Origin of the sequence: Pseudomonas sp. BNK-7 (assembly GCF_048072025.1) — a bacterium.
Taxonomy (GTDB): domain Bacteria; phylum Pseudomonadota; class Gammaproteobacteria; order Pseudomonadales; family Pseudomonadaceae; genus Aquipseudomonas; species Aquipseudomonas danubii.
The window spans coordinates 6,726,805-6,748,196 of the sequence record NZ_CP182252.1 but is presented as its reverse complement, the minus strand read 5'-3'; the positions used below and the strand labels follow the sequence as shown (position 1 = coordinate 6,748,196).

Genomic DNA, 21,392 nt, shown 5'->3' with positions numbered 1-21,392 from the left:
CCTAGATTAATCTATCCGGGGTTGTTGTCCTATAGACATAAAGTACGTTAGTCCAGAAACGCTTGATCTGATCGGGCCGGATGCGTACCTTTGCCCGCTTTTCCGAAACTGCCACCCCCTTGGAGAGCGCCATGTCCGCTGATCTCGAGCATATCCGTCAAATCATGCGCGAGGCTGACTGCCTGTACACCGAAGCTGAAGTCGAGGCGGCCATCGCCCGGGTCGGTGCACAAATCACTGAAGAACTGGCTGAGCGCAATCCGGTGGTGTTCTGCGTCATGAACGGCGGCCTGATCTTCGCTGGCAAGCTGCTGACCCACCTGCAGTTCCCCCTGGAAGCTTCCTACCTGCACGCCACGCGCTATCGCAACGAAACCAGCGGCGGCGAGCTGTTCTGGAAGTCCAAGCCGGAAGTCTCCTTTATCGACCGTGACGTGCTGATCATCGACGACATTCTCGATGAGGGGCACACCCTGGGCGCCATCATCGACTTCTGCAAACATGCCGGTGCCCGTGCGGTGCACACCGCGGTGCTGATCGACAAGGAGCACGATCGCAAGGCCCGTCCGGACCTCAAGGCTGACTACATGGGCCTGCCTTGCGTCGACCGTTACGTTTTCGGCTACGGCATGGACTACAAGGGCTACTGGCGTAACGCCGCCGGCATCTATGCCGTGAAGGGGATGTAAGACATGAGCGTGCCGAGCTTTCTCGATCAAGCCTTGTTCAGCGACCTGGCTGAGAAGGCGGCGGCCAATCCCCGTGGTCGTCAGCACCACAACTTCCACGCCATGGAAGAGCCTTGCCATCGCATGGCGGTGGCGCTGCAACCCTCGACCTATGTTCCCCCGCACCGGCACCTGAGCGCCGACAAGGCCGAGACCCTGTTGGTGCTCAAGGGGCGGTTGGGCGTGCTGATCTTCGATGAGGCGGGCCAGGTCCAGGGCAAGCGCGTCTTGCAGGCCGGTGGTGACTGCATCGGTGTCGATCTGCCGGCCGGGGTGTTCCATGGCTTGGTGGTGCTTGAAGCCGACAGCCTGATGTTCGAATGCAAGGCCGGTCCTTATCGTCCGGTGAGTGACGGCGAGCTGGCCGCTTGGGCGCCCCGGGAAGGTGAGCCCGGGGTCGCCGAATACCAGGCCTGGATGCGTGCTCAGTTCGACTGAGGGCCTGTGCGCTGCCTGTGGTTGCGATTGCAGGTGGTGAAGATCTGCGGCAAAAACCCATGCTAGAGTGCTCAGCCCTTGATTGGAGCCTGTCATGAGCCTGTTGATTCGCACTAGCGCGGCCCTTCTTCTGAGCTTGAGCCTGCCCCTGGCAGCCGCTCCGGCGCCTCTGCACGGGCAATTCTTGCCGCCTGACGACCTGACCCTGCGCGACTCGGTCCCTGAACAGCAGCAGCTGTTGCAGGTGACCGAGTATTCCGTGGTGATCGGCAGCCAGCGCCAATCCAATCAGCAGCCGATTCCGGTGACATCGCCGGTGTGGGTGCGCCTCAAGGGCAAGCCGCTGAACAAGGGGGCCACCATCAGCCAGGTACTGGTGAATTTCGACGGTGAAAGCAAAAGCCTGAAAAAGCCCCAGTACGACGCCAAGTCCAGGACCTTGACCCTGTATTACCCCCTGGCCCAGTACCGGGCAGTGATGGACCTGCTGCGTAACGACACGGTGTATTGCCAGTTTCTCAGTTATGCCAATGGTCATATCTGGGCTGACTTGCACACCGGCAGCGTGCGTCCGCGTTGAGGCCCGAGGTGGGCTGAGGGTAAACTGCCCGCCCCGTGAAATGTCTGCGAGCTGGAGTCGGCGATGCGTAAAGATAAGAAACAAGTGATTGGTGACGAGATCAGCGACGAGCAGATCAAGTTGTTCCTCGATTTCGAGCCGGTCGACGCCACTTCGCCGTCCCTGCACAAACTGATCAAGGCCTACCGTGGCCTGCGCATCGACGATTTCGAGCGCTTCCTGACCTTCTTCGTAGCAGCCGGTCTGGATCTGGATGGCAAGGATGAGCACGGCCAGACCTTTGTTGATCTGATCAAGGATCAGCGCAACGCCGCCGACTACATCGAGCTGATGGACAACGCCCGCGGCTGACCCGTTCGGAAGGCATAAAAAAACGCCCCGTCCTTTGCAGGCCGGGGCGTTTTTTATGGGCGTCAGATCAGGCGCAGCTTTCGGTTTCCTTGCTGGGCTCGACCAGTTCCAGGCTCAGGTTATTTTCGCTGTTGATCTTGTGATACAGCGCTGCGTCGGTTTCCAGGGCCTTCTCCCGCGCCGGGAAAATTTCCTTGAGCTTGGTAGCCCATTCGCCGCTGGCCTTGGCCGGGAAGCAGCGTTCGATCAGTTCCAGCATGATCGACACGGTCACCGATGCACCTGGCGAAGCGCCGAGCAGGGCGGCCAGAGAACCGTCCTTGGCCGCCACCAGCTCGGTACCGAACTGCAGGATGCCGCCTTTCTTCGGGTCTTTCTTGATGATCTGCACCCGTTGCCCAGCCACTTCCAGGCGCCAGTCTTCCGCCTTGGCTTGTGGATAGAAGCGGCGCAGGGACTCCAGGCGCTGCTCCATGGACTGCATGACTTCGCTGACCAGGTATTTGGTCAGGTCCATGTTGTCCCGGGCTACGGCCAGCATTGGACCGATGTTGCCGGCGCGAACCGACATTGGCAGGTCGAGGAACGAGCCGTGCTTGAGGAACTTGGTGGTGAAGCCGGCATAAGGCCCGAACAGCAGGGATTTCTTGCCGTCGACCACGCGGGTGTCCAGGTGCGGCACCGACATCGGTGGCGAACCCACGGCGGCCTGGCTGTAGACCTTGGCCTGGTGCTGCTTGACCACTTCCGGGTTGTCGCAACGCAGCCATTGGCCGCTCACCGGGAAGCCGCCGAAGCCCTTGCTTTCTTCAATGCCGGAAGCCTGCAGCAGCGGCAGGGCCGCGCCACCGGCACCGAGGAACACGAACTTGGCGTCGACTTCGCGGCTGTTGCCGCTGTTGACGTCCTTGATGCTCACAGTCCAGCCGTTGTCCTTGTTGCGCTTGAGACCGGTCACGCGCTTGCAGTACTTGACCTGGGCATCGGGTGCGCTGGTCAGGTGCTTGAGCAACTGGTTGGTCAGGGCGCCGAAGTTGACGTCGGTGCCGTTGATCACCCGGGTCGCGGCGATGGTTTCATCTGCAGGACGGCCCGGCATCATCAGCGGCATCCACTCGGCCATCTTGGCCTTGTCTTCGGTGTATTCCATGTCCGCGAAGGCATGGTGCTGGCTCAGCACTTCAAAACGCTTCTTGAGGAAGGACACACCCTTGTCGCCCTGCACGAAGCTCAGGTGCGGCACTGGGCTGATGAAGGACTTGGACGAGCCGAACGTGCCTTTCTTGGTCAGGTAGGACCAGAACTGTTTCGACACTTCGAACTGGGTATTGATGTGTACGGCTTTCTTGATGTCGATGCTGCCATCGGCGGCCTGTGGCGTGTAGTTCAGCTCACAGAGGCCAGCGTGGCCGGTACCGGCGTTGTTCCACGGGTTGGAACTCTCCGCGGCACCCGAATCCATCAGCTCGACGACTTCCAGCTTGATTGCGGGGTCGAGCTCCTTGAGCAGTACAGCGAGGGTGGCACTCATGATGCCGGCCCCAACCAATACGACGTCTACTGCTTCGTTATGCGCCATTAACGCGTCTCCAAAATCTGCAGCACCAAATTGACGGCATGGCTGCCAGGAGTGACGGGGCGGTTCACGTAATGCCCCAGGTTACCCATGGCCAGGATCGCCATGTCCGAATCTTCGCAATTCTTTGCAACTACTGCGGACGCTGCCAACCGGGCCTCAAGGTGCATATGAACGCATCTCGGGGCGCCTCAGGCAATTCGACTTATGGTCGATACATCCGCTCGTGCAACCAAATCCGTCAGCGGACAGGCTTCAAGCACCAGTTCTTGAGGAGTGCTCGGTCCTGTGTAATCGGGCTGTTGTAGAGGCCAATGGTGCCAGTTCAGACGCAAAACTATTCATTTGCTCGCCACACTCTTGTGAAGTTGTGAAAACCCGTTTTTTCACGCTCTTTTGAAGACGTGAACCTCAAAAAAGGGCTGCCTCGGCCTGGCACCTGGCCCGAGCGGTGTTGCCGGCATGCAAGGCACGCGGGCACAACGGGCAAAATTCAGTGGCCGAGCAATGGCAGCTCTGCAGATTCGCGAAAAGTGGAGGTTTGCAAGGTGGTACAGCAAGCACGCCAGCTTCACTCGATCTGTGTGGGCGGCTCTCTGTGGGCGGTGCGGGGTGCCAATGCAGTGGCGTTGGCGGTACTGCGAGGCCCGATCAGGAGACGTCCTTATAATCGGGGGGAGATTGTAACGAAGAAATGCGCAGAAATGATCCTGTTTCGTGACTTTTATTAGGCTGTTGGTCAGGTGGCCAGTATCGGTCGCACCAAGGAGCTGGCGCAGCGTGGGCTGATCCGGGCGCTGGCGGGTAATACCTGGTGCAACCAGTTCAGGCGAATCTCCTGGATTTCCACCCAACCGTCACCCACGGGAGCCGCCGGGCAGTGTTTGAAGGCGCGGCAACGGCCTTGGCCATCGAGCAGGGCAAAGCTGCGGAACTGCTGACGCGGGGCGAACAGGGAGCGAAGGAAGTTCATAACCGAACACCTGTGAGTGGGTCATTGACGATAAGAGTGCCCTTGAGCCGTTACATCATGATGTATTGCGAGTGAACGGCAGGTTACAGGAACCTGGTTGTACGGCACCTGTCTGAGACTTGACTAACTCTTGCCTGACGCTGGTTCGTCGCGGTTATGCACCGCTATACTGCGGCCCTGTTTGTGCCTGATTCCTGGAGAGATGAGCATGTTGCAACGCCTGTTGTTCGGTTTGATCACTGTGACCAGCCTGTCGCTGGTGGGTTGCGCCCACAGCCCGCAACAACTGAGCCCGGAGCCGAAGCTCACGACCCAGTTGGCCCCCGTCGGCCATGGCCAGCCGGTGGTGGTGAAAGTGGTTGATGGACGTCCATCGCCGACCCTGGGTACCCGTGGCGGTCTGTACCCGGAAACCAGCGCCATTACTGTGCAGAGCGCGCAGATCCTGCCGAAACTGCAGGCCCAGGCCGAAGCCGCGGTACGTCTGTTGGGCTTCACCCCGACCGCTGGCGGCAGCAATGCTCCGCAGTTGACCGTGACCCTGGCCGAGCTCAAGTACCAGTCGCCCAAAGAGGGCCTGTACGTGACCGAGGCCACCATTGGCGCCACTTTCCGTTCCGATGTGCAGAACGCCAACCGTCGCTACAGCGGTCGCTATGGCGCCTCCCTTGACCAGCGTTTCGGCATGGCGCCGAACCAGGACACCAATACCAAGCTGGTGAGCGACGTACTGAGCGATGCGCTGACCCGTCTGTTCAAGGACCCGACCGTCGGCCAGATCCTCGGCGAGTAAGGCGCCGCTGCGGCTTCATGCCCGCTACTGGCTCCGTCACTAAAAAGCCCGGCTGCCCATCAGGCAGCCGGGCTTTTTGCTGTTCGCGTGTCAGGCCGCCTCGACGTAGAAGTCCAGCATGCTGACGCCGGTCAGCAGATCGGTTTCCGGCAAGTCCGCATGCTGATGTCCGCCCAGGGCGCAATACACCAGCCAATGCCGGTCCTGAACGTTGAAGGCCAGGGCGCCCACTAGCGCTTGCTGTTCTTCACTGGGGGCTATCAGGTAAAGGCGATCCTGGTTTTCTGCGTGCAGCATGACAAGCTCCGTGGGGCATCGAGGGGCAACAGACTGGCTTGTTTAGATGACGAAAAGATGACGTTTCAAATTAATTGGTCGACACCTCGTTACTGGTCGGAAAGCCCCCGCGTTTATCCGGGGATTGAGTAGAATCCGCGCCGCGGGTGCACTCGACGACCCGAATACAGGTTTCATTCGAGGTTCATGATGTCGCTGCAACTGATCTGGTCGATGTTCAACGCCCACCCTGCCAAATTGATCAACCTGCTGGCCCTGCTGTTTGCTTGCCCGGGCAGTTGGCTGCTGCACGCCACTCGTTGCCGTGAACGGCGGGCCCTGGCCAACCTGGCCGTCCAGAGTGAAGACCGGGGGCTGGGTCAACCCATGCTGGACCCCGCTACTTTACGAATGAACCGATTCTTCTACCGCTTCGGTTTCGCTTGCCTGGGGCTGGCATTGCTGGTGTCCTGGATCAGTACGCGTTTCTGACCGATCCTTGAACCGCAGACATGACAACGGCGCCCGCGGGCGCCGTTGTGCGTTGCAGTGCCGCGATTACAGCGCCAGGCCTGCCTTGACCCGGTACTGATTGCGCACCGGATTGGCATATTGCAGCACCAGGTAAGGGCGGTGCTCCGGTGGGCAGGCGTCCAGCCGGCGCTGCCATTCTTCCTCGGCCTTGGCCAGTTCCTGTGGCGCGAAGACCTCGGCGGCGCTCGGTACCTGCAGTTGCGGGTCGGCATCGCTCCACTGGGCATACGCCAGGTAATGCACCGGGAACAGGCGGTAGCCGCCGAGAATCTGCCGGTCCATTTCCATGGCCAATTGCTTGGTGTCTTCGAACAGTTCGCTGATGGGGGCGGCGAAGTTCACGTGGACCCGGCCCTTATAGCCAGTGATGCCTTTGGCGATGCTCACGTCATCCTCCCCTGGCGCTTTGGTGTAGCTGCCGGTGGTGGCGCGGATGTACAGCTCCCGGGCCTTGGCCTGGTCGCAGGGGTCATATTCGTAGCTGATGGACACCGGGGTCAGGTTCAGCGATTGGATGACCTCGCCAAACGGCTCGTCCTTGCGGCTCATGTGGAACATCTTGAGGATCGCTGACTCGGTGCGGTCGTCGCCATCCTTGGCCCGGCCTTCGGCCTGGGCGATCCAGATCGACTGGACGTCGTTGCGGATCGAATGGTTGATATAGGCCGAGAGCAGTTGATAGGCCGCGAGTTTTTCCCGGCGCCCGCTGATGGAGCGATGGACGATGAAACTCTTGTTCAGGCGCATCAGGTCGCTGACGAACGGCTTCTGCAGCAGGTTGTCGCCAATGGCGATGCGCGGTGTCGGCAGTCCGGCGTGATACACCGCGTAATTGACGAAGGCCGGGTCCATGACGATGTCGCGATGGTTGGCCAGGAAGACATAGGCGGTGCCGGATTTGAACTGCTCGACGCCGGTATAGGTCACGCCGTCGGTGGCACGTTCAATGGTGTGGTCGACGTAGAACTCGACCTTGTCCTGCAGGGTCGCCACCGAAGTGACCCCGGCGAATTCGCGGCGCAGGCGATGGGCAATCAGGGGTTTGAGCAGCCAGCCGAACGTATTGGCAAAACGCGGGAAGCGGAAGTGGGTGAGGATATCTAGAAACGCCTTGTCGCTGAGCAGCCGGGCCAGCACCGCTGGTACTTCGCTGTCGTGGTAAGGTCGGATGGCATCGAATTCGCCCATCATGCTCTCTTGTTAGAAACGGCTAGGGTAAGAAAAGGTCTGTATCGAAAAAAGCCGGGCATGGTCTGAAAGTTCAGCTCAAACAAAAAAAGCCCTGCAAATAGACCGGCGATTATACGCATAAGTCACTCTGGAGACGGCGATGCTGGAAACCGACCATTATCAATGCCCTTACTGTGGCGAACAGGCAGAAGCTGTATTGGACCTGTCCGCCGGCGACCAGACCTATATCGAAGACTGCCCGGTGTGCTGCCGGCCCATTGTCTTCACGCTGCAAACCGATGGTCGGGAGTGGATGCTCGATGTCCACAGTGAAAATGACTGAGTGGGGCGTGGTTCTTATGCAGCGCATCTATGAGCCGGAAAATCTGATGGAAGGCGAGTTGCTCCAGTGCATGCTGGCGAGCGAGGGTATCGAGGCACACCTGCAAGGGCGCGATTTGTTGGGCGGGGCGGGGGAGTTACCGCTGTTCGGACTGCTGGGGCTGACGGTGGAGAATGATCAGGCGCAGCAGGCGCTGGAACTGATCGCTGCGTACAATGCGGCCCAGCCATTGCCCTTTGAAGAACCGGATAGTTTTACCGGGGTGCTGGTCTGTTAGGCTGAGCGCCGATTTGCCGAGAGTTGTATTGCCCCATGTGTGGACGTTATGCCCTGTTTCGTTGGAACCCCGCTTTTGCCGCCTTGCCGGGATTTCCCGAGGATCAGCGCGCGCAGTGGAATATATCGCCCAATGATTCGGTGCTGATCCAGCGGGTCGAAAACGGCCAGCGCATGCTGGCCCGGGCCCGTTGGGGGCTGACCCCGCCCTGGCTGACGGACCTGTCGCGTACCCCGGCTCATGCCCGGGCGGAAACCCTGGCGGAGCAGCCGATGTTTCGTCAGGCGTTCCGTGAACGCCGCTGTCTGTTACCGGCCAACGGCTTCTATGAATGGCGCGGCGGAAGTCGTAAACGGCCTTATTGGCTGACGCCGGGTGAGGGTTCGTCGATATTCTTTGCCGCGATCTGGGAGGCCTATCCGGTACAGGAACAGGTCTGGTTGAGTACTGCGGTGGTGACTCAGGCGGCTGCCAATCTGCGTCGTCCGTTGATCCTGGATGCCGCTGCCCAGGAAGTCTGGCTCGATCCCGAGACGCCGCTACCTGCCTTGCAAGCTTTGCTCGCTCAACCGCCCGCCGTGTTGCGCGAGCGGGTCCTGGCCAACCTGGTCAACGACCCCAAGCTCAACGGCCCCGAGTGCCTGACCCCCGCCTGATTGGCTGGCAATAGAAGCTGGCTTGCCGGCGCAAGGGCCTTGAGCCACCTTCGCCGAAAAGCCGGCTTCCAAGAGGGATGGAGCGGCGGCGTGCTGCCGGATTAAACCTTGAACTGATTGATCAGGCGCCGTTGCTGTTCGGCGAGCTTGGTCAGCCCGGCGCTGGCGGCGCTGGACTCATCGGCACCGCTTGCTACCTCGTTGGCCACCTGGCCGATGTTGATCACGTTGCGGTTGATGTCCTCGGCCACTGCGCTCTGCTCCTCGGCGGCGCTGGCGATCTGGGTGTTCATGTCGTTGATCACCGATACCGCCTGAGTGATGGTTTCCAGAGCCTGGGCTGCCTTGGCCGCATGCTCCACGCTTTGGTCGGTCTTGTGCTGGCTGTCTTCCATGACCCGCACCACTTCCCGGGTGCCCTGCTGCAGCTGCTGGATCATCGACTGGATTTCTTCCGTGGCCTGCTGGGTCTTCTGGGCCAGATTGCGCACTTCGTCGGCGACCACGGCAAAGCCGCGGCCCTGTTCGCCTGCTCGTGCTGCCTCGATCGCTGCGTTAAGGGCCAGAAGATTGGTCTGCTCGGCAATCCCACGGATGGCAATAAGAATCGCGTTGATGTTCTCGCTGTCCTTGGCCAGGGTCTGCACCACGCCCACTGCGCGACCGATTTCCTCGGCCAGGGCGCCAATCGAGCTGGAGGTGTCGCGCACGATCTGCATGCCCTGGCTGGCGGCCTGATCGGCATGACTGGCCGCTTGCGCGGCCTGTGTCGCATTGCGGGCCACGTCCTGGGCGGTGGCGGTCATTTCATGCACTGCCGTGGCCACTTGGTCGATTTCCACCATCTGTTTATGTACGCCCTGGTTGGTGCGAATGGCGATATCGGCGGTATGTTCCGAGGAATCGCTGACGCTCTGTACCGAGGTCACCACTTGGCTGATCATTGCCTGCAGCTTGGCCAGGAAGGTGTTGAACCCTTTGGCGATGGAGCCCAGCTCGTCGGCCCGGTCGCTGGTCAGGCGCCGAGTCAGGTCACCTTCGCCCTGGGCGATATCATCGAGCATGGCCACCATCTGCCGCAGTGGACGTGCGATGCCGTGCCCCACCAACCAGATCACCAGCAGGCCGAGGCCAGCAATCACCAAGCCGACCATGGCCATGCCGAAGGTGTCGGCCTTGCGCTGTTCGGCCAGGTCGCCTTGCAGCTTGTCCAGATCGGCCATCACCGCCCCCAGGGGCAGTTGCAGCATCAGTGTCCAGTTGGCATCGGTCTGACCGATACCGAACGGCAGGTACAGGGCAATCTGGCCGTTGGCCTGGTCGACGTTGTAGGTCACTTCGCCGCGCTTGAGGTTGGACAGTCTGGCCACGGTGTCTTGGCGCAGCACGTCGCTGACTTTCTCGCCGAACTTGCTCGAATCCTTGGTGTAGGCCACCAGACGGCCGTTGCCGCCGATCAGGGCCATTTCCCCGGCACCGTTGTAGAGCTTCTGATTGGCAGCGACCAGCATGTCCTGAATGAAGTTCACCGACAGGTCAGCGCCGACGATGCCCTGGAATTTGCCGTTGAGCAGGATGGGCTGGATAAAGGAGGCGAGCATCACCACCTTGTCGCCGACCTTGTACGGAGCGGGGTCGATGACGCAGGACTTGAGGCTGTCCTGGGAGCACAGGTAGTACTCGCTGGTACGCACGCCAGTGGAGAGCAGGGTCCGGTCGTTGACGTCGGCCAGCTTGTCCAGGCCCAGGCTGCCGTCTTCGTTGCGGAACCACCAGGGCAGGAAGCGCCCGTTGGCGGCGTCCATGCCTACCACCGAGGTGCCGATGTAGGCCGCGTCGTTGTGGTCGATGGCACCCGGCTCCCAGGCGATGTAGGCGCCGAGGATCTTCGGATTCTGGGTGACGTTCTCCTTGATCAGGGCGATCAGCTGTTCACGGTTCAGGCTGAGTCCGGCATGGCCTTGGGAGTCCTGGGTGCCCATCAGGGCATTGACCCGCACCAGGCCGCCGGCAATCAGCAGTGGCGCTTCCAGTTCCCGTTGGATCTGGCTGACCTGAGTCTGCGCCAGGCCGCTCAGGCGCTGTTCGATGACTTGCTCGAATTGGGCCTGGGTCCGCTCTTGCACCATTTGCTGGGTCTTGGCCCCGGAGAACAGGGCGTACAGCACCAGGGCTACAACCACGCTGAGGACAATGGCACCGGCCAGGGCGGCGACGGAAAACTGGATCGACTTGAACTTCATAGAGGCTCCGGGCGCAGGAATTTAGGTCTGCCGTGCTGTATCGGCCGCAGCCTCGCCGGTCATTAGCCTGGAGAGGAGAAATGACTGTTTCAGATGGTTAAAGGTCGTTATTGGCGGGGGCCTGTTGCAGGCCGTTGGCGGCCTCGGGCGAAATGTGAAGTTTTTTCGTCTGGATCTGGATGTATCTGAATTGCGACTGAATGCGTGTTTTGCATCTGGCGCGGACACAGTTCCGCCCTTAGGATACGCGCCATGTTTTCAGGGAGGTTTCATGATGAAGAAGTCGTTACTCGTATGTGCATTGAGCGCTGCTGTGCTGCTGACCGGCTGTGAAACGGTCAATACCACCAGCGGTGGCGTGGTGGGTGTGGATCGCAAGCAGTCGATGTTCAGCATGCTATCCAGTGCTGAAGTCAACCAGTCCTACGCCCAGTCTTATCAACAGACTCTGGGTGAGGCCAGCAGCCAAGGCGTACTGGACAAGACCAGTGCCAATGCCAAGCGCCTGCAGGTCATTGCCAATCGCCTGATTGCCCAGGCACCGACCTTCCGTCCCGACTGCGCGCAGTGGAAATGGGAAGTCAACCTGATCAAGAGCGACGAGCTCAACGCCAACTGCGGTCCTGGCGGCAAGATCATTTTCTACTCCGGGCTGATCGAAAAGCTGAAACTGACCGACGATGAAATCGCTGCGGTCATGGGTCATGAAATTGCCCACGCCCTGCGCGAGCATGGTCGTGAAGCGATGTCCAAGCAGTACGCGGTCGGTGCAGGCAAGCAGATCGCTACCCTGTTCGGTGTCTCGCAGGAAACCGTAGCCCTGGGCGACAACGGGGTGAGCCTGCTGATGACTCTGCCCAACAGCCGCGAGAATGAAAACGAAGCGGACCTGATTGGTCTGGAGCTGGCTGCCCGCGCCGGTTACAACCCGAACGCGGCCATCAGCTTGTGGAACAAGATGGGCCAGGCTGCCGGTGGTTCTGCGCCGCCCGAGTTCATGAGTACTCACCCGGCTTCCACCAGCCGTATCGCCTCCTTGCAGGCGGCGATTCCAAAGGTGATGCCGTTGTATGAGCAGGCCAAGAAGTCCTGATCCATTGCTTCATTTGCGCTGATGCTTTCGCCGGCAAGCCGGCTCCTGCAGGTTGTGTAGGAGTCGACTTGCCGGCGATTTCATTTACAGCCAGCCACTGATCTGCATGGCCTTGTACACCGCCACTACGGCGAGGATGAAGAAGGCCGTCGCCGCCAGGCGACGAATCAGGGTCAGGGGCAGCTTGTCCGCGGCGAAGTTACCCGCCAGAACCACCGGCACGTTGGCAATCAGCATGCCCAGGGTGGTGCCGATGATCACCAGCCACAGATCCGGATATTGCGCCGCCAGCATGACGGTAGCGACTTGGGTCTTGTCACCGATTTCAGCCAGGAAGAACGCGATCAGGGTCGTGAGGAAAGGCCCGAACTTGCGCGCGGTAGTGGCTTCATCGTCATCCATCTTGTCTGGAACCAGGGTCCACAGGGCGGTGGCGGTGAAGCTGGCGGCGAGAATCCAGTGCAGGGTCGCGTCCGAGAAGAAGCTGCCGAACCAGGCACCTACCGCGCCGGCGGCCGCATGGTTGGCCAGGGTCGCGGCGACGATGCCGGCGATGATGGGCCAGGGTTTGCGAAAGCGCGCGGCAAGAATCAGGGCGAGCAGTTGCGTCTTGTCGCCGATTTCGGCCAAGGCAACGATTGCGGTGGGAACGAGGAGAGAATCCAGCATCATCAGGGTTTTCCTAAGGGGCGGGTCGACACGGCTATGACACGTACAGCCTTCCCGCCCCGGGTAAGGTGTGCGTGTCATAGGTCTTGTCAAACCCTGCGGTCCGTCTGTGCGGACTCTTGGGTCGCATGCGCCATGGTCTGAGGACCAAGTATGTTGACGCATGCCGGACGAGCGTGGCGCTCGTGGGAGACTACTCCCCTAGGACGGAGCGGATTCTGCCTAGGCAAACTCCATTCGGCAAGCCTTGTTTGCGAAAAGAAGGTCAGCCGCGTTTGGCCCGATAAATCCGAAATCCCTGGCCTTCGGCCTTGATTGCGCAGGGTCCGAGGTGCTCTTCGATCAGGGGTTGGTAGCGCAGGAAACTGTTGGCCACTACCCGTAGTTCGCCGCCTTTTTGCAGATGTTTGGTCGCTTTTCGCAGCAGGTTTTCTGTGGCTTGGTAATCGGTGTGGACCCCGGTATGGAAGGGGGGGTTGGTCAGAATGCAGTTCAATTCCATGGGCGCGGCATCAATTCCGTCGCCGGTCAGCACCTCGGCTTCAAGACCGTTGGCGGCCAGGGTCAGGCGACTGCTGGCGGCGGCAAAGGCGTCCACATCCAGCAAGGTCACGCTGTTGTCCGGGTAGCGGCGCTTCACTGTGGCCCCCAGCACCCCGGCGCCACAGCCGAAGTCCAGCAGGTGGCCGGCGGGCAAGTGATCCAGATGCTCCAGCAACAGCGCGGTGCCGCGGTCCAGGCGCCCGTGGCTGAACACGCCCGGCAGGCTGACGACCGTCAATGGACCTTCGGCCAGGGGCAGTTCGTATTCCTGGGCCAGACTCTCCAGCGCCACCGGTTCGGGAGCGTTGGCGACCGTGACCTGCCACAGCTGGCAGTGGCGCGCGCTGTCGAGCTTGCGCGGTTTGCCGAAAGGGTTGAGTTGCTTGGCGGCGCTCTCCACGCCGCTGCGCTTCTCGCCCACCAGATACAGCTCGCGTCCGGCCAGGCGTGAGGCCAGGGCGTTGAGCAGGTAGTCGGTGAGGTCCTTGGACTTGGGCAGGAACAGCACGGCGCTGTCGAAGGGTTCTGCCGGTGCTTCTACGCCAAAGTGGCTGCGGCCTGGAAAGCGTGCCTCCAGGGCCGCGTGGTCACCGGCGTGCCAGCTCCAGCCACGGGCATTGGGCAGACGCCCGAGCAGGTCATCCGCGGTCAGGCCGGCCAGCAGCAGTGAGCCTTGAAACAATTGAGCCTGGCGTAACAGTACTTCACTGCGTGTGTCCATGATCCGCACCCGAAAAAAGTGGCGAAGTTTATCAACTCACGACATGCAGTGGGGCGCCACTGAAGAAGGCTTGGGCATTTTCCGTCAGTTGCCCGACGATTCGCTGGCGAGCTTCGCGGCTGCCCCAGGCATTGTGCGGCGTGACGATCAGGCGTGGGATATCACCGGCCAGCAGTGGATTGCCGTTCACCGGCGGCTCGACGCTCAGGACGTCGGTGGCCGCCCCACCCAGATGACCACTGCGCAGCGCATCGGCCAGGGCCTGTTCATCAATCAGGCCGCCGCGGGCGGTGTTGACCACCAGGGCGCCGGGCTTGAGCAGGGCCAGTTCCCGGGCACCGATGAAGTTTCGGGTGTGTTCGTTGAGTGGACAGTGCAGGGTCAGGGCATCCACTTGTGGCAGCAGTTCCTCCAGCGGCAGGCGATCGGCTCGAGCCGGGCGTCCGGGGATCTGCCCCAATACCACGCGCATGCCAAAGGCTTCGGCCAGGCGTGCCACGGCGCTGCCTAGCTCGCCATTGCCCAGCAGACCCAGGGTCTTGCCCGCCAGTTCGATGATGGGGAAGTCCAGCAGGCAGAACTGCTTGGCCTGTTGCCAGCGGCCGGCGGCTACGGCTTGTTGGTAGTCGGCAACCCGAGTGGCGAGATTGAGCAGCAGCATCAGGGTGTGCTGGGCCACCGACGGAGTGCCATAACCCTGGCAGTTGCTGACGCTGATGCCTTGTTGGCGGGCAGCGGCCAGATCGACATTGTTGGTGCCGGTGGCGGCCACCAGGATCAGTTGCAGATCAGGGCAGGCCGCCAGGGTCTCGGCGCTCAGGGCCACCTTGTTGCTGATGGCGACCTGGGCACCCTGCAAGCGCTCGGTCACTTGCTCCGCGGGGGTGTGGGCATGCACTTGCAGGGGGCTGAAGCACTCATGCAGCGCACTCAGATCCAGGTCGCCCAGGTCCAGTGAGCTGTGATCGAGGAAGACGGCGCGGCGATTGTTGATCATGAACTGTACCTTTTGCACGAGGGATCTAAGGCGTAATCTGCCGAGCCTAACAGATGAAATAATTAGACATACACAGGAGCCTGCATGTACCTCACCGAGTTCTTGACCGTTGCCCTGATCCACTTGCTGGCGGTGGCCAGCCCCGGCCCGGACTTTGCCGTGGTGGTGCGCGAAAGCGTCACCCACGGCCGTCGCGCCGGTACCTGGACTGCCCTGGGAGTGGGCTGTGCGATCTTCCTGCACGTGGGTTACTCGCTGCTGGGGATTGGCCTGATCGTTTCCCAGTCCATCGTGCTGTTCAACGCCCTGAAGTGGTTGGCGGCGGCGTATCTGCTGTACATCGGCTACAAGGCCCTGCGTGCTCAGCCGGCCAAGCCGGCGGCGGACGACCTGCACAAGGAAGCCGGAGAGCGTACCGCGCGCGGTGCCTTTACTTCCGGTTTTGTCACCAATGGCTTGAACCCCAAGGCGACCCTGTTCTTCCTCTCGCTGTTCACCGTGGTGATCAACCCGCACACGCCCCTGGCGATCCAGGCCGGTTATGGCGTGTATCTGGCGGCGGCCACAGCAGTCTGGTTCTGCCTGGTAGCCATGCTCTTCAGCCAGCAACGGGTGCGTGCCGGCTTCGCCCGCATGGGCCACTGGTTCGACCGCACCATGGGCGCGGTGCTGATCGCCATCGGCGTGAAACTGGCCTTCACCGAGATGCATTGAACACTCTCCCCGGACAGGGCACGCAGGATCTCCTGAACCGCGCGAATACTGGCCTGGAGCTAGTATTGGTGCGGCCCTGCAAATCATCCCTTTGGCTGATTTAGCCGGCGCACGGGAACTTTAGAGTGGTCATCCTCCAGTCACGACCGAGCCGTCAGAAAAGGGATTCTTATGTTGCAGACTCGTGTTATTCCCCCCGCCGAAGGTGCTTATCAATACCCGCTTCTGATCAAGCGGTTGCTGATGTCCGGCGCGCGCTACGAGAAAACCCGCGAAATCATCTATCGCGACCAGTTGCGCTACACCTATCCGACCCTGATCGAGCGGGTGGCGCGTCTGGCCAATGTGTTGACTGCGGCCGGGGTCAAGGCCGGAGATACCGTGGCGGTGATGGACTGGGACAGCCATCGCTACCTGGAGTGCATGTTCGCTATCCCGATGATCGGTGCGGTGATCCACACCATCAACGTGCGCCTGTCACCGGAGCAGATCCTCTACACCATGAACCACGCCGAGGACCGCTTCGTGCTGGTCAACAGCGAGTTCGTCGGTCTGTACCAGGCCATCGCCGGGCACTTGACCACGGTGGAGAAAACCCTGCTGCTCACCGACGCACCGCAGAAGACTGCCGAACTGCCGAATCTGGTGGGCGAGTATGAGACCTTGCTGGCCGCCGCCAGCCCCCAGTATCAGTTCGAGGACTTTGACGAGAATTCGGTGGCCACCACCTTTTACACCACCGGCACCACCGGCAATCCCAAGGGGGTGTATTTCACCCATCGGCAACTGGTGCTGCACACCATGGGCGTCTCCACCATCATGGGCTCCATCGATAGTGTGCGCCTGCTAGGCACCAACGATGTGTACATGCCCATTACGCCGATGTTCCATGTGCATGCCTGGGGGCTGCCTTATGTGGCCACCATGCTTGGGCTCAAGCAGGTCTATCCCGGGCGTTACGACCCGGAGTACCTGGTGGAGCTGTGGCGCCGGGAGAAGGTCACCTTCTCCCACTGTGTGCCGACCATCCTGCAGATGGTGCTCAATGCCAAGGCGGCCCAGAACACCGATTTCGGTGGCTGGAAGATCGTCATCGGCGGCAGTGCGCTGAACCGTGCGCTGTACGAGGCGGCCAAGGCCAAGGGGATTCAACTGACGGCCGCCTATGGCATGTCGGAGACTGGTCCGCTGGTGTCTTGTGCTCACCTCAACGATGAACTGATGGCGGGCAGCGAAGACGAGCGCACCACTTACCGGATCAAGGCCGGGGTGCCAGGGCCCTTGGTGGAGGCAGCGATCATCGATGCCGAGGGCAACTTCCTGCCGGCTGACGGTGAGTCCCAGGGCGAGCTGGTGCTGCGTGCGCCCTGGCTGACTGAAGGCTATTTCAACGAGCCGCAGAAGGGCGCCGAGCTCTGGGACGGCGGCTGGTTGCACACCGGCGACGTGGCGACCCTGGACAGCATGGGGGTGATCGACATCCGTGACCGGATCAAGGACGTGATCAAGACCGGTGGCGAGTGGATCTCCTCCCTGGACCTGGAAGACCTCATCAGTCGCCATGCGGCGGTACGTGAAGTAGCAGTGGTGGGCATCGCCGATCCACAGTGGGGCGAGCGCCCGTTTGCCTTGCTGGTGATCCGCGAAGGCCATGAGATTGGTGCCCGTGAGCTCAAGGAACACCTCAAGCCGTTCGTGGAGCTGGGGCACCTGAGCAAGTGGGCGATTCCCAGCCAGATCGCCCTTGTTACTGAAATTCCCAAGACCAGCGTTGGCAAGCTCGACAAGAAGCGCATCCGCGTCGACATCAGCGAATGGCAAGCCAGTAACAGCACCTTCCTCTCCACGCTTTGAGCGTCCTCTGCCGTGCCCGTCCGGGCACGGCATGCCCATCCGACAAGCCTTTGCCTTGTGCTCACGAGATTTTCAGCCATCCTTACCGCGCCGTCTTTCAACGGTTGTGGCAAAGGACTGTTCCAATGCGGTGGTCGGCTGCAAATCACACTTTAGAGGGATCAAGCAGTAATCCCTGCTGGATATAGTCCGCCTACGGATTTTTCTGAACAACGGAGCACTGTGGGGTGCTCGCGCCATGCAACTTCGGAATCGGGCAAGTGTTCATCCAACCGGTATTCGAAGCGTTTTCAGAAGAGCGTACTGCCATAAAAATAATGCACATGGAGTAGCGTCGATGACATCAGCAAACCAGTTCTGGCGCCGGGCGAAACTGCCCCTGGCCGTCGGTCTCGCCTCCACGCTCGCCGGGCCTGCATTCGGCGTCAGCTTCAATATCGGTGAAATCGAAGGCAGCTTCGATTCGTCCCTGTCGGTGGGGGCCAGTTGGTCGACCGCCGGACGCAACAAGGACCTGATCGGGGTCAACAATGGCGGCAAGGGGCTGTCCCAGACCACCGATGACGGCCACTTGAACTTCAACAAGGGGCAGACCTTCTCGAAGATCTTCAAGGGCATTCATGACCTGGAATTGAAGTACGGCGATACCGGTGTGTTTGTGCGGGGCAAGTACTGGTATGACTTCAAGCTCAAAGACGAAGACATGGACTTCAAGAACATCAGTGACAACAACCGCAAGGAAGGCGCCAAGTCCTCCGGCGGTCAGATCCTCGATGCCTTTGTCTATCACAACTACTCCATCGCCGATGAGCCGGGCTCGGTGCGTTTGGGCAAGCAGGTAGTGAGTTGGGGTGAAAGTACCTTCATTGGCGGCGGTATCAACTCGATCAACCCGATCGACGTGTCGGCGTTCCGCCGTCCCGGTGCCGAGGTCAAGGAAGGTCTGATCCCGGTCAACATGTTCTACATTTCCCAGAACCTGACCGAGAACCTGTCGGCCGAAGCTTTCTATCAATTGGAATGGGACCAGACCGTTACCGACAACTGCGGGACCTTCTTCTCGCAGCCGGACAACATTTCCGATGGCTGTGACGACAATCTGCGTCTGCTCGCCAAGCGTTCGACCATCACCGCCACGGCCCCGGGCCGGGCGGCCCTGGCGGCGATGCAGGCGCGTGGCGTCGATGTCAATGAAGAGGGTGCGCTGGTGCGTCGCAGTGGCGACCGCGATGCCCGTGACAGCGGCCAGTTCGGTGTGGCTTTCCGTTACAACTTCGAGCCGCTGGACACCGAGTTCGGCGCCTACTTCATGAACTATCACAGCCGTGCGCCGATCTTCAGCGCCACCGGTGCACCTCAGTCGGCCTATACCATCGCCCCGGGCTTTGGCACGTTGGCACCGGTGTGGATTGCCGGTAACTCGAAGTACTTTGTCGAGTATCCGGAAGACATCCGCCTGTACGGGCTGAGCTTCTCCACCACCTTGCCTACAGGGACCGCCTGGAGCGGCGAACTGAGTTATCGGCCGAATGCGCCGGTTCAGTTGAACAGCACCGATATCCTCTACTCCGCTGTCCGGCCTCTGGGAGGCAACTTCACCAATGCTTCCTTGCTCGATGGGATTCCTGGACAAGACCTTCATGGCTATCGCCGTAAAGAGATTACCCAGTTCCAGACCACCTTCACGCACTTCTTCGACCAGGTCATGGGTGCCAGCCGCCTGACCCTGGTAGGCGAACTCGGGATCACTCGTGTGGGTGGCCTGGAGAGCAAATCGGATGTGCGTTATGGCCGTGATCCCGTGTTCGGTCCTGGTGCCCTGCCTGCCACTCCCGGTGGACAGAACAGTTGCCGGGTGCTCAATGCCGCCACCATTGCCGGCGCAGGCCCAGGAGCCGATGCCAGTAACCTCACTTCCAACTGCAACAACGACGGCTTCACCACCGCCACCTCTTGGGGTTACCGCGGCCGGGCGATCTGGGAATACCCGGATGTATTCGCCGGTGTGAACCTCAAGCCGAACGTGGCCTGGTCCCATGACGTCAAGGGCTACTCGCCAGGTCCTGGCGCCAACTTCGAGGAAGGCCGCAAGGCCATCAGCCTGGGTCTGGATGCCGAGTACCAGAACACCTACACCGCGAGCCTGGCCTACACCAACTTCTTTGGTGGCGACTACAGCACCGTGGATGACCGGGACTTCCTCGCCTTGAGCGTTGGCGTGAACTTCTAAGCACACTGCATTTTCAGGAAGAACAACAATATGAACATCACCAAGAGTCTGTTGCACATCGGTGTGCTGGGACTGTCACTGCTGGCCACCGGGGTCATGGCCGCGGTCTCGGCCGATGAAGCGGCCAAGCTGGGCACCAGCCTGACGCCGATGGGCGCGGAGATGGCCGGTAACGCTGCCGGTACCATTCCCGCCTGGAAACCCCTGGCAACCAACGCCGGTACCGTGGACAGCAAGGGTTTCCTGTCCAACCCATACGGCAGCGAGCAGCCGCTGTTCACGATCACTGCGCAGAACGTCGAGCAGTACAAGGACAAGTTGGCCCCCGGGCAGTACGCGATGTTCAAGCGCTACCCGGAAACCTTCAAGATGCCGGTTTACCCGTCTCATCGCGGGGCCACGGTGCCTGCTGAGGTGTTCGCCGCCATCAAACGCAATGCCACCAGCACCAACCTGGTGTCCGGCGGCAACGGCCTGGAGAACTTCGAAACCGCGATTCCGTTCCCGATCCCGAAAAGCGGTGTGGAAGTCATCTGGAACCACATCACCCGCTATCGCGGTGGCAGCGTGACCCGTCTGGTTACCCAGGCCACGCCACAGGCCAACGGCTCCTACAGTCTGGTGTACTTCCAGGACCAGTTCGTGTTCCGCGACAAGATGAAGGACTACGACCCGAAAAACCCGGGCAACATCCTGTTCTACTTCAAGCAGAAGGTGACGGCCCCGGCGCGTCTGGCCGGTGGCGTGCTGCTGGTCCACGAGACCCTCGACCAAGTGAAGGAGCCGCGTTCGGCCTGGGTCTACAACGCTGGCCAGCGTCGTGTGCGCCGTGCCCCGCAAGTCTCCTATGACGGCCCGGGTACCGCCGCCGATGGCCTGCGGACTTCCGACAACCTGGACATGTACAACGGTGCGCCGGATCGCTACGACTGGAAACTGGAAGGCAAGAAGGAGATGTACATCGCCTCCGACAGCTACAAGCTCGACTCGCCGAGCCTGAAGTACGCCGACATCATCAAGGCCGGGCACATCAACCAGGACCTGGCTCGCTACGAGCTGCGTCGGGTCTGGCATGTGGTCGCCACCTTGAAGGAAGGTCAGCGGCACATCTATGCCAAACGTGACTTCTATATCGACGAAGACACCTGGCAGGCCGCGGTGATCGACCACTATGACGGTCGTGGTCAACTGTGGCGTGTGGCCGAGGCCCACGCCGAGAACTACTACGACAAGCAAGTGCCGTGGTATGCCCTGGAAACCCTCTACGACCTGCAGTCCGGCCGCTACCTGGCACTGGGCATGAAGAACGAAGAGAAGCAGGCGTATGACTTCGGCTTCACCGCGACCACCAGCGACTTCACTCCAGCCGCCTTGCGTCAGGACGGGGTTCGCTGATCCGCTGCAAATAGAGGCCGCATCCTCGGAAATTGCCCCGACTGGCTCGGGGCTTTTTTTTGCCTGGACGATTGTGGATTCGCAGATATGCACAACAATCTAGGCTGTTCCGGCAGGCTTTCTCCAGATGAATTAGTAGGTTGCCGGATAAACAACCGAAATAACGACTGATCAATCAGCTGTATCTGACCCATTTGGTCATAGTCTTTTTCACTCGAATGGTCGCAAAAATCTTCAA

Annotated in this window: 22 protein-coding genes, 1 pseudogene and 1 riboswitch; of the genes and pseudogenes, 14 read left to right on the top strand and 9 right to left on the bottom strand. The window is 60.7% G+C overall.

Annotated features, from left to right (window positions below):
* Positions 1-131 precede the first annotated feature (131 nt).
* The 4 genes from ACMGF8_RS30500 (at position 132) to ACMGF8_RS30485 (ending at position 2,097) form a co-directional block, all read left to right on the top strand.
* The gene (locus ACMGF8_RS30500) at positions 132-689 is read left to right on the top strand and encodes a hypoxanthine-guanine phosphoribosyltransferase (RefSeq protein WP_042941423.1); all 558 of its coding nucleotides are present in this window, start codon (positions 132-134) and stop codon (positions 687-689) included.
* Positions 690-692: 3 nt separating this feature from the next.
* The gene (locus ACMGF8_RS30495; protein ID WP_115580896.1) at positions 693-1,166 is read left to right on the top strand and encodes a WbuC family cupin fold metalloprotein; all 474 of its coding nucleotides are present in this window, start codon (positions 693-695) and stop codon (positions 1,164-1,166) included.
* Positions 1,167-1,260: 94 nt separating this feature from the next.
* On the top strand, positions 1,261-1,746 hold the full coding sequence (locus ACMGF8_RS30490) for a hypothetical protein (RefSeq protein ID WP_102860276.1): 486 nt from the start codon (positions 1,261-1,263) through the stop codon (positions 1,744-1,746).
* Between the two features lie 63 nt (positions 1,747-1,809).
* A complete protein-coding gene (locus tag ACMGF8_RS30485) occupies positions 1,810-2,097 on the top strand; it encodes a PA4642 family protein (RefSeq protein ID WP_102860277.1) in 288 nt (95 codons plus the stop codon).
* A gap of 67 nt (positions 2,098-2,164) precedes the next feature.
* On the opposite strand, the gene mqo is transcribed toward ACMGF8_RS30485, so the two are convergent.
* The gene (gene mqo, locus ACMGF8_RS30480) at positions 2,165-3,676 is read right to left on the bottom strand and encodes a malate dehydrogenase (quinone) (protein WP_102860278.1); all 1,512 of its coding nucleotides are present in this window, start codon (positions 3,674-3,676) and stop codon (positions 2,165-2,167) included.
* 736 nt (positions 3,677-4,412) lie between these two features.
* Positions 4,413-4,646, bottom strand: coding sequence for a hypothetical protein (locus ACMGF8_RS30475; RefSeq protein ID WP_102860279.1), 234 nt, complete (start codon positions 4,644-4,646; stop codon positions 4,413-4,415).
* 208 nt (positions 4,647-4,854) lie between these two features.
* Between ACMGF8_RS30475 and ACMGF8_RS30470 the strand changes: the two genes are divergently transcribed.
* Positions 4,855-5,439, top strand: coding sequence for a YajG family lipoprotein (locus ACMGF8_RS30470; RefSeq protein WP_102860280.1), 585 nt, complete (start codon positions 4,855-4,857; stop codon positions 5,437-5,439).
* Between the two features lie 90 nt (positions 5,440-5,529).
* Here the strand turns inward: ACMGF8_RS30470 and ACMGF8_RS30465 are convergent, their stop codons facing one another.
* Positions 5,530-5,736, bottom strand: a complete 207-nt coding sequence (locus ACMGF8_RS30465) for a hypothetical protein (protein ID WP_011063378.1) — start codon at positions 5,734-5,736, stop codon at positions 5,530-5,532.
* Between the two features lie 189 nt (positions 5,737-5,925).
* Between ACMGF8_RS30465 and ACMGF8_RS30460 the strand changes: the two genes are divergently transcribed.
* Positions 5,926-6,207 carry a hypothetical protein gene (locus ACMGF8_RS30460; RefSeq protein WP_162884090.1) on the top strand — a complete coding sequence of 94 codons (282 nt, stop codon included), beginning with the start codon at positions 5,926-5,928 and terminating at the stop codon, positions 6,205-6,207.
* A 66-nt stretch (positions 6,208-6,273) separates the two neighbouring features.
* On the opposite strand, the gene ACMGF8_RS30455 is transcribed toward ACMGF8_RS30460, so the two are convergent.
* Positions 6,274-7,440 carry a 1-acyl-sn-glycerol-3-phosphate acyltransferase gene (locus tag ACMGF8_RS30455; RefSeq protein ID WP_102860282.1) on the bottom strand — a complete coding sequence of 389 codons (1,167 nt, stop codon included), beginning with the start codon at positions 7,438-7,440 and terminating at the stop codon, positions 6,274-6,276.
* A gap of 139 nt (positions 7,441-7,579) precedes the next feature.
* On the opposite strand from ACMGF8_RS30455, the gene ACMGF8_RS30450 reads away from it, so the two are divergent.
* Genes ACMGF8_RS30450 through ACMGF8_RS30440 form a run of 3 tightly spaced genes read left to right on the top strand, consistent with a single transcriptional unit; the run spans position 7,580 to position 8,695 of the window.
* On the top strand, positions 7,580-7,762 hold the full coding sequence (locus ACMGF8_RS30450; RefSeq protein WP_016967048.1) for a CPXCG motif-containing cysteine-rich protein: 183 nt from the start codon (positions 7,580-7,582) through the stop codon (positions 7,760-7,762).
* A 16-nt stretch (positions 7,763-7,778) separates the two neighbouring features.
* Entirely contained in the window at positions 7,779-8,039 is a 261-nt protein-coding gene (locus ACMGF8_RS30445; protein WP_102860283.1) for a putative signal transducing protein, read from the top strand.
* Between the two features lie 35 nt (positions 8,040-8,074).
* The gene (locus ACMGF8_RS30440) at positions 8,075-8,695 is read left to right on the top strand and encodes an SOS response-associated peptidase (RefSeq protein ID WP_102860284.1); all 621 of its coding nucleotides are present in this window, start codon (positions 8,075-8,077) and stop codon (positions 8,693-8,695) included.
* A gap of 101 nt (positions 8,696-8,796) precedes the next feature.
* On the opposite strand, the gene ACMGF8_RS30435 is transcribed toward ACMGF8_RS30440, so the two are convergent.
* On the bottom strand, positions 8,797-9,540 hold the full coding sequence (locus ACMGF8_RS30435; RefSeq protein WP_372820917.1) for a methyl-accepting chemotaxis protein: 744 nt from the start codon (positions 9,538-9,540) through the stop codon (positions 8,797-8,799).
* A 111-nt stretch (positions 9,541-9,651) separates the two neighbouring features.
* Positions 9,652-9,849 (bottom strand): annotated as a pseudogene (locus ACMGF8_RS30430) (HAMP domain-containing protein); the annotation flags it as partial.
* A gap of 1,363 nt (positions 9,850-11,212) precedes the next feature.
* Between ACMGF8_RS30430 and ACMGF8_RS30425 the strand changes: the two are divergent.
* Positions 11,213-12,031: a M48 family metallopeptidase gene (locus ACMGF8_RS30425; protein ID WP_102860286.1), complete on the top strand. Its 819-nt coding sequence runs from the start codon at positions 11,213-11,215 to the stop codon at positions 12,029-12,031.
* 84 nt (positions 12,032-12,115) lie between these two features.
* Here the strand turns inward: ACMGF8_RS30425 and ACMGF8_RS30420 are convergent, their stop codons facing one another.
* The 3 genes from ACMGF8_RS30420 to ACMGF8_RS30410 form a co-directional block, all read right to left on the bottom strand.
* On the bottom strand, positions 12,116-12,700 hold the full coding sequence (locus tag ACMGF8_RS30420) for a TMEM165/GDT1 family protein (protein ID WP_102860988.1): 585 nt from the start codon (positions 12,698-12,700) through the stop codon (positions 12,116-12,118).
* A 92-nt stretch (positions 12,701-12,792) separates the two neighbouring features.
* Positions 12,793-12,914, bottom strand: a riboswitch (yybP-ykoY riboswitch).
* Between the two features lie 51 nt (positions 12,915-12,965).
* Positions 12,966-13,964 carry a class I SAM-dependent methyltransferase gene (locus ACMGF8_RS30415; protein ID WP_250329620.1) on the bottom strand — a complete coding sequence of 333 codons (999 nt, stop codon included), beginning with the start codon at positions 13,962-13,964 and terminating at the stop codon, positions 12,966-12,968.
* A 31-nt stretch (positions 13,965-13,995) separates the two neighbouring features.
* Positions 13,996-14,961 carry a 2-hydroxyacid dehydrogenase gene (locus ACMGF8_RS30410; protein WP_416758235.1) on the bottom strand — a complete coding sequence of 322 codons (966 nt, stop codon included), beginning with the start codon at positions 14,959-14,961 and terminating at the stop codon, positions 13,996-13,998.
* An 84-nt stretch (positions 14,962-15,045) separates the two neighbouring features.
* On the opposite strand from ACMGF8_RS30410, the gene ACMGF8_RS30405 reads away from it, so the two are divergent.
* The 4 genes from ACMGF8_RS30405 to ACMGF8_RS30390 all read left to right on the top strand — a co-directional run bounded on the left by ACMGF8_RS30405 (position 15,046) and on the right by ACMGF8_RS30390 (position 21,154).
* Positions 15,046-15,675, top strand: coding sequence for a LysE family translocator (locus ACMGF8_RS30405; protein ID WP_102860289.1), 630 nt, complete (start codon positions 15,046-15,048; stop codon positions 15,673-15,675).
* A 171-nt stretch (positions 15,676-15,846) separates the two neighbouring features.
* Positions 15,847-17,529 (top strand): fatty acid--CoA ligase, encoded by a 1,683-nt coding sequence (locus ACMGF8_RS30400; RefSeq protein WP_102860290.1) that lies wholly within the window; start codon positions 15,847-15,849, stop codon positions 17,527-17,529.
* Between the two features lie 337 nt (positions 17,530-17,866).
* A complete protein-coding gene (locus ACMGF8_RS30395; protein ID WP_102860291.1) occupies positions 17,867-19,759 on the top strand; it encodes a DUF1302 domain-containing protein in 1,893 nt (630 codons plus the stop codon).
* Positions 19,760-19,789: 30 nt separating this feature from the next.
* Positions 19,790-21,154: a DUF1329 domain-containing protein gene (locus tag ACMGF8_RS30390; RefSeq protein WP_102860292.1), complete on the top strand. Its 1,365-nt coding sequence runs from the start codon at positions 19,790-19,792 to the stop codon at positions 21,152-21,154.
* Positions 21,155-21,392 lie beyond the last annotated feature (238 nt).

Coding starts and splice junctions, on each gene's coding strand:
- ACMGF8_RS30500 (WP_042941423.1), top strand. CDS start 132: ATGTCCGCTGATCTCGAGCATATCCGTCAAATCATGCGCGAGGCTGAC.
- ACMGF8_RS30495 (WP_115580896.1), top strand. CDS start 693: ATGAGCGTGCCGAGCTTTCTCGATCAAGCCTTGTTCAGCGACCTGGCT.
- ACMGF8_RS30490 (WP_102860276.1), top strand. CDS start 1,261: ATGAGCCTGTTGATTCGCACTAGCGCGGCCCTTCTTCTGAGCTTGAGC.
- ACMGF8_RS30485 (WP_102860277.1), top strand. CDS start 1,810: ATGCGTAAAGATAAGAAACAAGTGATTGGTGACGAGATCAGCGACGAG.
- mqo (WP_102860278.1), bottom strand. CDS start 3,676: ATGGCGCATAACGAAGCAGTAGACGTCGTATTGGTTGGGGCCGGCATC.
- ACMGF8_RS30475 (WP_102860279.1), bottom strand. CDS start 4,646: ATGAACTTCCTTCGCTCCCTGTTCGCCCCGCGTCAGCAGTTCCGCAGC.
- ACMGF8_RS30470 (WP_102860280.1), top strand. CDS start 4,855: ATGTTGCAACGCCTGTTGTTCGGTTTGATCACTGTGACCAGCCTGTCG.
- ACMGF8_RS30465 (WP_011063378.1), bottom strand. CDS start 5,736: ATGCTGCACGCAGAAAACCAGGATCGCCTTTACCTGATAGCCCCCAGT.
- ACMGF8_RS30460 (WP_162884090.1), top strand. CDS start 5,926: ATGTCGCTGCAACTGATCTGGTCGATGTTCAACGCCCACCCTGCCAAA.
- ACMGF8_RS30455 (WP_102860282.1), bottom strand. CDS start 7,440: ATGATGGGCGAATTCGATGCCATCCGACCTTACCACGACAGCGAAGTA.
- ACMGF8_RS30450 (WP_016967048.1), top strand. CDS start 7,580: ATGCTGGAAACCGACCATTATCAATGCCCTTACTGTGGCGAACAGGCA.
- ACMGF8_RS30445 (WP_102860283.1), top strand. CDS start 7,779: ATGCAGCGCATCTATGAGCCGGAAAATCTGATGGAAGGCGAGTTGCTC.
- ACMGF8_RS30440 (WP_102860284.1), top strand. CDS start 8,075: ATGTGTGGACGTTATGCCCTGTTTCGTTGGAACCCCGCTTTTGCCGCC.
- ACMGF8_RS30435 (WP_372820917.1), bottom strand. CDS start 9,540: ATGGTGGAAATCGACCAAGTGGCCACGGCAGTGCATGAAATGACCGCC.
- ACMGF8_RS30425 (WP_102860286.1), top strand. CDS start 11,213: ATGAAGAAGTCGTTACTCGTATGTGCATTGAGCGCTGCTGTGCTGCTG.
- ACMGF8_RS30420 (WP_102860988.1), bottom strand. CDS start 12,700: ATGCTGGATTCTCTCCTCGTTCCCACCGCAATCGTTGCCTTGGCCGAA.
- ACMGF8_RS30415 (WP_250329620.1), bottom strand. CDS start 13,964: ATGGACACACGCAGTGAAGTACTGTTACGCCAGGCTCAATTGTTTCAA.
- ACMGF8_RS30410 (WP_416758235.1), bottom strand. CDS start 14,961: ATGATCAACAATCGCCGCGCCGTCTTCCTCGATCACAGCTCACTGGAC.
- ACMGF8_RS30405 (WP_102860289.1), top strand. CDS start 15,046: ATGTACCTCACCGAGTTCTTGACCGTTGCCCTGATCCACTTGCTGGCG.
- ACMGF8_RS30400 (WP_102860290.1), top strand. CDS start 15,847: ATGTTGCAGACTCGTGTTATTCCCCCCGCCGAAGGTGCTTATCAATAC.
- ACMGF8_RS30395 (WP_102860291.1), top strand. CDS start 17,867: ATGACATCAGCAAACCAGTTCTGGCGCCGGGCGAAACTGCCCCTGGCC.
- ACMGF8_RS30390 (WP_102860292.1), top strand. CDS start 19,790: ATGAACATCACCAAGAGTCTGTTGCACATCGGTGTGCTGGGACTGTCA.